This window comes from Paenibacillus cisolokensis, from assembly GCF_050481165.1.
Classification (GTDB): domain Bacteria; phylum Bacillota; class Bacilli; order Paenibacillales; family Paenibacillaceae; genus Paenibacillus_AH; species Paenibacillus_AH cisolokensis.
In genome coordinates, this window is sequence record NZ_JBCNFP010000152.1 from 1 (window position 1) to 6,822 (window position 6,822).

5 protein-coding genes are annotated in these 6,822 nt (G+C 56.7%); 3 read left to right on the top strand and 2 right to left on the bottom strand.

Translation table 11 applies throughout. The features are described 5' to 3' along the window. The first annotated feature begins 28 nt into the window (after nucleotides 1-28). The gene (locus ABEV74_RS20915; protein ID WP_430149268.1) at nucleotides 29-1,066 is read left to right on the top strand and encodes a siderophore ABC transporter substrate-binding protein; all 1,038 of its coding nucleotides are present in this window, start codon (nucleotides 29-31) and stop codon (nucleotides 1,064-1,066) included. Nucleotides 1,067-1,217: 151 nt separating this feature from the next. Here the strand turns inward: ABEV74_RS20915 and ABEV74_RS20920 are convergent, their stop codons facing one another. After that, complete coding sequence (locus ABEV74_RS20920; protein WP_430149260.1) at nucleotides 1,218-1,643, bottom strand: toxin-antitoxin system TumE family protein; 426 nt, start codon at nucleotides 1,641-1,643, stop codon at nucleotides 1,218-1,220. Nucleotides 1,644-1,645: 2 nt separating this feature from the next. Continuing rightward, nucleotides 1,646-2,320: a helix-turn-helix domain-containing protein gene (locus ABEV74_RS20925; RefSeq protein WP_244863827.1), complete on the bottom strand. Its 675-nt coding sequence runs from the start codon at nucleotides 2,318-2,320 to the stop codon at nucleotides 1,646-1,648. Nucleotides 2,321-2,656: 336 nt separating this feature from the next. On the opposite strand from ABEV74_RS20925, the gene ABEV74_RS20930 reads away from it, so the two are divergent. Continuing rightward, nucleotides 2,657-4,492 (top strand): ABC transporter ATP-binding protein, encoded by a 1,836-nt coding sequence (locus ABEV74_RS20930; RefSeq protein ID WP_430149262.1) that lies wholly within the window; start codon nucleotides 2,657-2,659, stop codon nucleotides 4,490-4,492. Continuing rightward, the gene (locus ABEV74_RS20935) at nucleotides 4,470-6,326 is read left to right on the top strand and encodes an ABC transporter ATP-binding protein (RefSeq protein ID WP_430149265.1); all 1,857 of its coding nucleotides are present in this window, start codon (nucleotides 4,470-4,472) and stop codon (nucleotides 6,324-6,326) included. The genes ABEV74_RS20930 and ABEV74_RS20935 overlap by 23 nt, the downstream gene beginning before the upstream one ends. The last annotated feature ends 496 nt before the right edge of the window (nucleotides 6,327-6,822 follow it).

Genomic DNA, 6,822 nt, shown 5'->3' on the forward strand with positions numbered 1-6,822 from the left:
AAACATACTATACGAGGAGTGGATGGACATGAGGAAAAAATGGTCAATGGTCTTGCTATTTGTCGTCTTTGCAGTTGTGGTAGCCGCATGCGGAGCTAAAGAAGAGGCGCCCGCAAGCTCGAATACGACGGCCGGACAGACGGAAGACAGCGCGAATGTTCAGAAGTCGGAAGAAAACGCGAATACCGGGCAGACGGATGGAAGCGCGGATGCGGCGGGCGGCGAGTCCGAAACGCTGAAGATCACGCATCAGCTCGGCGAAGCGACTGTGGAAAAAAATCCGGAGAAGGTCGTCGTCTTCGACTTCGGCATTCTGGATTCGCTCGACAAGCTCGGCGTCGAAGTGACGGGCGTGCCGCAAGCGAACATCCCGCCATATCTGTCGAAGTTTGAAGATTCGAAATATGTCAATGTCGGCAGCCTGAAAGAGCCCGACTTCGAGAAAATCGCCGAAATCGATCCCGATCTCATCATTATTTCCGGCCGTCAAAGCGAAGCTTACGAGGAATTGAACAAAATTGCGCCAACGGTATTCCTCGGTGTCGACACGAACGCGTATATGGATTCGTTTAAAGCCAACATGGAAAAAGTCGGCCAAATTTTCGGCAAAGAGGCGGAAGTGGAAGCGGAGCTGGCCCATATCGACAGTGAAATTCAGGCGTTGAACGAAAAGGCGACAGCCGGCGGCAAAAACGGGCTGATCATTCTGGCCAATGAAGGCAACATCAGCGCATACGGTCCGAAATCCCGTTTCGGCCTCATTCATGACGTATTCGGCATTCCGGCAGTCGACGAGAACATCGAAGTGTCGACGCACGGACAAAGCATCTCGTTCGAATATATCGTGGAGAAGGACCCCGATTATTTGTTCGTCATTGACCGCGGGGCGGCTGTAGCGGGCGAATCGTCAGCCAAGCAGCTGGTTGAGAACGAGCTTGTCAAAAATACGAAGGCTTACAAGGAAGGGCAAATCGTCTATCTTGACCCGAACTATTGGTACTTGTCGGGCGGCGGTCTGGTGTCCGTCGCGGAGATGGTGAAGGAAGTAAGCGAAGGCTTGAAATAACAGGCGTCGGCTGTTTGGCCCGATGGCGGGAACGATTCCCGGCATCGGGCTTTTTGCACGATAGCCGCTCTGCCGCCAGATGGCGGAGCGCGGTCCGGGCTGAGCCGTTAGGGCTGAAACTTGAAGCAGCAAGTTCGAATTCGCTTTCATCCTAATTTTTTTGGCAGCAATAAGAGAAAAAAAAGATGTGTTCCATGATCGTATGTAGTTCCTGGTGATGAAAATTGGGGTAGCGGGTTCGGTTGGTTAATCTTGCGCCCTCGGGAGGATGGACGTGATGCGGTTCTGTTGCCGTCTGATAGCGGTTGTCCCTCTCATGCGGATCGCTGTGGAATTTCAGGATGTCCTCGCCATCTTGATCCACCCAATTGTAATAGGAAACGTCAATGATTCCGCCGCTAAGTTCTTCCGTAATATAAAGCCGCGAGCCATCAATAAATGTGAAGGTATGGCGGGTAACCGTTCGCGATGTGGTCAACCCGCTGCCATCACCGTCTCGTGAATTCATGATGATCGCGGCAAAGTCCTTTTCCAACTGTGCAATGCTGGAAGGAGGCCGGGCGTTGCTGGATAGCATGTTTACGCATTCCGCCTTTCAATGGACCGGAGCAGGCCGGCCCACTGCTCGGCATCCCGTTTTTCTGCGGGCGTCAGATCGGATCGTTGGCCGAGCGTAGTTTCGAGCGTCCCTCCATACTTGTTTTCAAAGTAAACGACGGCGTTGACGAGTTCAGCGAGCTCTTCGACTGTCGTCACAGGTTTGTTTCTGCCCAAACGCACCTGTTCTTCTTCATAGCGTTGTGCTGCTTCGGAGATCGTCGTTTTGACTCCGGTAGGGGCAACGTAGACGGCATTTTCAGGGATGCGCGCCTGCTTGAAACGCTCACCTTTCACTACCCCTTGGAATCGCCCTTGATTGATCCAATTATTGACGGTTGCAACGCTAACCCCGAAAAAACGGGCGACGTCGCCGGTCGTATACATCTTGACCGACAGAACATCCTCGGAAGTGCCGACGGTGACCATATGAATCAATAGGCGCTGAAGCGCACGGTGAGGCTCCGACAACGATTGCTGCACTTCTTGAAGTAATGTAACAGGATTCTGAATCGATGTCTTTTCAATGTAATTGGCGATAGCTTTGATTAAAGCTGGCAGCTTATCGGTATCGCTCTCCGGAAGATAATTTTTGATCAATTCGGAAATCGTGACGGCTTCCGAAATGGCAACTTCCTTTTCGGCAAGATTGAACATATACAATCACCTCATCTCCAATTCTAACAGGATTTTCTTAAAACTACAAATAAACTTAAAATAAACATAAAGATAAGTTAAAATTTATTATAATCGTAGATTGGTGGTTTTATTCTCGGTTATTATGAGTTGCCAATTTTTTTGTATATTCCCGCTCTCCCGTTATGCGCGCTTCAGCGCAGAAAGGGCAAATTTCACGTATTCATTCACAAATCGATGAAATACAGTTAAAGTTATAGTAGTGAAATAAATTATGGGAACGAAGGGAAGTGAAGCGCCGGATATGTCGGGGGAAACGGAAGAGCCGAATTACGGCGGGGGAACGGAGGCGGACAGATGAAGCTGTTTTGGACCTATTTGAAACCGCACCGCAAAGCCGCCGCCATCGCTTTGCTGCTCTTGATCGGCGAGCTTGCCGTCGAGCTGTGGCACCCGCTGCTGATGGCCCGGCTGATCAACGATGGGATCATGACGGGCGACATGTCCGTCGTGCTCTGGTGGGGCGTCGTGATGGTCGTGACCGCGCTTGCCGGCTTTGCGACCGGCATTGTGAACTCCGTTTACGCCGCCCGCGTCAGCCAAAACTTCGGAGCCGATGTGCGCAATGCGCTGTTCGATGCCGTGCAATCGTTTTCGCTTGCCCGCTTCGACCGTTACTCGGCCGCGACGCTCATGACCAGGATGACGTCCGATGTGACGCAATTGCAGAACATCGTGTTCATGGGCTTGCGCATCATGATCCGGTCGCCGATCATGATTGTGGGCGGCATCGTGATGGCGCTGACCGTCGACGTGAAGCTGGCATTCGCTTTGGTCGTGCTGGCCCCGCTTCTCCTTGTGCTGCTCGTGATCGTAGTCAACAAAGGCTTTCTCCGCTTTCGTCTCGTGCAGGAGAAGCTGGATGCGGCGAACGGCATTCTTCGCGAAAATTTGGCCGGCATGCGGCTGATCAAAGCGTTCGTTCGGGCCGGCCGCGAAATATCGCGGTTCGGTGCGGCGAACCGGGAATTGACCGACCGTACGGTGTCCGCGCTGCGGCTGGTGGAACTGACGCTGCCGGCGCTGCTGCTTCTGATGAATGCAAGCGTCGTATTCATCATCTGGTTCGGCAGCAGGCAGATGGATGCCCATGCCGCAAATGTCGGCGACGTTGTCGCCGTCGTCAATTATGCGACCCGCATTACCGGCGCGCTGTCGGTCGTCTCCTTCCTCGTCACCAGCTTCTCGCGGGCAAGAGCGTCGGCGGCGCGGGTCAGTGAAGTGCTGGCCGCGGACAGGGACCGGCCGGAAGGGGCGGAGGAGAGAACCGCGGCCGCCGGCGACACCACCGCTCCGGCAGCAGATACTGCCGCCGGCGGCAGCCGGAATCCGGAAAGCGGATTGCGGTCCGGGACGATCGAGCGGGCGATCACCGACGGCGAGCTGGTATTCGACCGCGTAACGTTCCGTTATCCGGGAACGAAAGAGCCCGCGCTCGCAAACATTTCGTTCGCCGTCAAGCCGGGGCAGAAAGTTGCCATAATGGGGGCTACCGGAGCCGGGAAATCGACGCTGTTTCAGCTGATCCCACGCCTGTATGAGCCCGAGCGGGGCGAGATCCGGATTGACGGCGTCGACATTCGCCGCTATCCGGTGCAGACACTGCGTGACAGCATCGGCTACGTCCCGCAGGAAGCGCTTCTGTTCTCCGGCACGATTGCCGACAACATCCGCTGGGGTAAAGAAGACGCGTCGGATGCGGAGGTCGCGGAAGCGGCCGGAGCCGCGCAAATCGAAGCGACGATCCGGAATCTTCCGGACGGCTATGCAACGCGGCTCGGGCAGAAAGGGGTAAATCTGTCCGGCGGCCAGAAGCAGCGGTTGTCCGTCGCCCGTGCGCTCGTCCGGAAGCCGAAGCTGCTGCTGCTCGACGACAGCACGAGCGCGCTGGATGCGGCTACGGAAGCGAAGCTGCTGGATGCGCTGGACGGTTATGCCTGCACGACGCTTATTATTACGCAGAAGATTGGCACAGCGGCCGCTTGCGACACGATTCTGCTGCTGGAGGAGGGCCGGCTTATCGCGAGCGGTCCGCACGACGAGCTGCTGAAGGAATCGGAGCTGTATCGCCGCATCGTCGCCTCGCAGTACGGAAAGGAGGCGCTGACCCATGTCTGGCCGGCAAGCGGTTAAACGCGAAGATCCGAATGAGCTGTCCCGTTCGCAGACGGGCAAGGGAGGGGCGAACAAGCCGGGCGACGAACAGGAGCGGCGGCGCACCAGGGTGAAGGATTGGCGGGGGACGCTCCTCCGCATCTGGAAATATCTTTCCGTTCATCGCGCCAAGCTGCTGCTCGTCTTGGCGATGACGGTCATCAGCTCCACGCTCGGCTTGCTCGGTCCGTATCTGATCGGCGCGGCGATCGACCGGCTGATGGGAGAGCGGGGAGGCATTACGCTCACCGCGCTGCTCGTTCTGCTGCTTGGCAGCTACGCGGTGCAAGGCATCGCTTCCTGGCTGCAGACGTACTGGATGATCGACGCGGCCCAGCGGACGGTATATGCGATGCGGACGGATCTGTTCCGCCATCTGCACCGGCTGCCGATGTCGTTCTTCGCGAAGCGGCAGCACGGGGAATTAATGAGTCGGCTGACGAACGACATCGACAACGTCAGCCAGACGCTCAACGGCTCGGTGATTCAGATCGTATCCAGCGTGCTCGCTTTCTCCGGCATGCTGGGACTGATGCTGTGGCTCAGTCCGATCCTGACGGTTATTACGCTGACGATCGTGCCGCTGATGGTGCTCGGGATGAAATGGATTACGAGCCGGACGGGCCGATACTTCAAGGAACAGCAGCGAAACCTGGGCGAGCTGAACGGTTTTGTGGAAGAAACGCTCTCCGGTCAGCGCATCGTAAAGAGCTTCTCGCTGGAAGAGCGCGTCACGTCCGATTTTCGGGAGCTGAACGAACGGCTGCGCACGTCCGGCTATTGGGCGCAGACGTATTCCGGGCTTATCCCGAAGCTGATGAACGTGCTGAACAACTTGAGCTTTGCGGTAATCGCCGGTGCCGGCGGTCTGCTGGCGCTGCACGATATCGTGACGGTCGGGGTGATCGTGACGTTCGCGGAATATGCCCGGCAGTTCACCCGGCCGCTTAACGATCTGGCCAACCAGTTCAACACGTTTTTGTCGGCGGTGGCCGGCGCGGAGCGCGTCTTCGACATTCTGGACACAGCGCCGGAGGACCGGGACGAGTCGGGGGCGGTCGCCATTTCGGAGGTACGGGGCGAGATCGAGTTCGAGAACGTATCGTTCGGCTACGAGCAGGGAAACGCGACGCTGCGGGATATTTCCTTTCGGATCGGGCCAGGCGAGACGCTTGCGCTCGTCGGTCCGACGGGAGCGGGCAAGACGACGGTCGTCCAGCTGCTCGCCCGTTTTTACGATGCCGATGCCGGAACTATCCGGCTCGATGGACGCGATATCCGCGGCATCAATCGGAACAGTCTGCGCAGCCATATCGGTTTCGTGCTGCAGGATACGTTTCTGTTCAAGGGCACGGTGCGCGACAATATCCGCTACGGCAAGCCGGAAGCTTCCGATGCGGAAGTCGAGCGGGCGGCGAAGCTGGCGAACGCGCACAGCTTCATCAGCAAGCTGCCGCAAGGCTACGATACGATGCTGGGTGAGGACGGGGGAGGCATCAGCCAGGGGCAGAGACAACTGCTCTCGATCGCCCGGGCGATGCTTGCCGATCCGTCCATCCTCATTCTCGACGAGGCGACGAGCAGCATCGACACCGTGACCGAGATCAGCATTCAGGACGCGTTGTACCGGCTGATGAAAGGGCGGACGAACGTCGTCATCGCCCATCGGCTCAATACGGTGCGGCGGGCCGATCTCATTCTTGTGCTTGTCGACGGCCGGATTGCGGAGCAAGGAACGCACGACCAGCTGATGAGCCGCCAAGGCTTTTATTACGGGCTGCATCAGGCGGGGAAGCAGCGTCTGGCGAACTGAACCGGCTGCAGGACATGGTGCGCCCCGACATCAGCGCTCCCGTTCCCAGCAGATTGCTTTGGCGAAAAGCCTGCGAAAGTGCAGGAATTTTGCCCGGAAAGCTAACTATGGGGTTAAGTTCCTGCAAAAATACAGTAATTTTTGGCGATTTTCGCTTACCTGGCTTGAACGGATCAAAAAAACTGCATTATCGCAGGAATTTTCGCGTTTTGGTTCTTTTACCCCCGAAAATACTGCACTTTTGCAGCTTTTCTCTTTCATTCGGGTTCTATCTTACGAATACCAGCCGCCGCGGAGTCGGAGTATAGCAAGCAAATTTCGGGACTGGTGGCAGTTCACAGCGGGATTGGTGCGAGCAGATAAAGCCGAAGAGCGGTGCGCTGACGCCCGCGAAGACCGGGGCGGCATGCGCAGCGCTGCGACGGCATGCGGGCCATAAAAAGAGCTGCCGGGAGTTATTCCCGGCAGTTTTTTCTACATATAAGAATTTATAAGT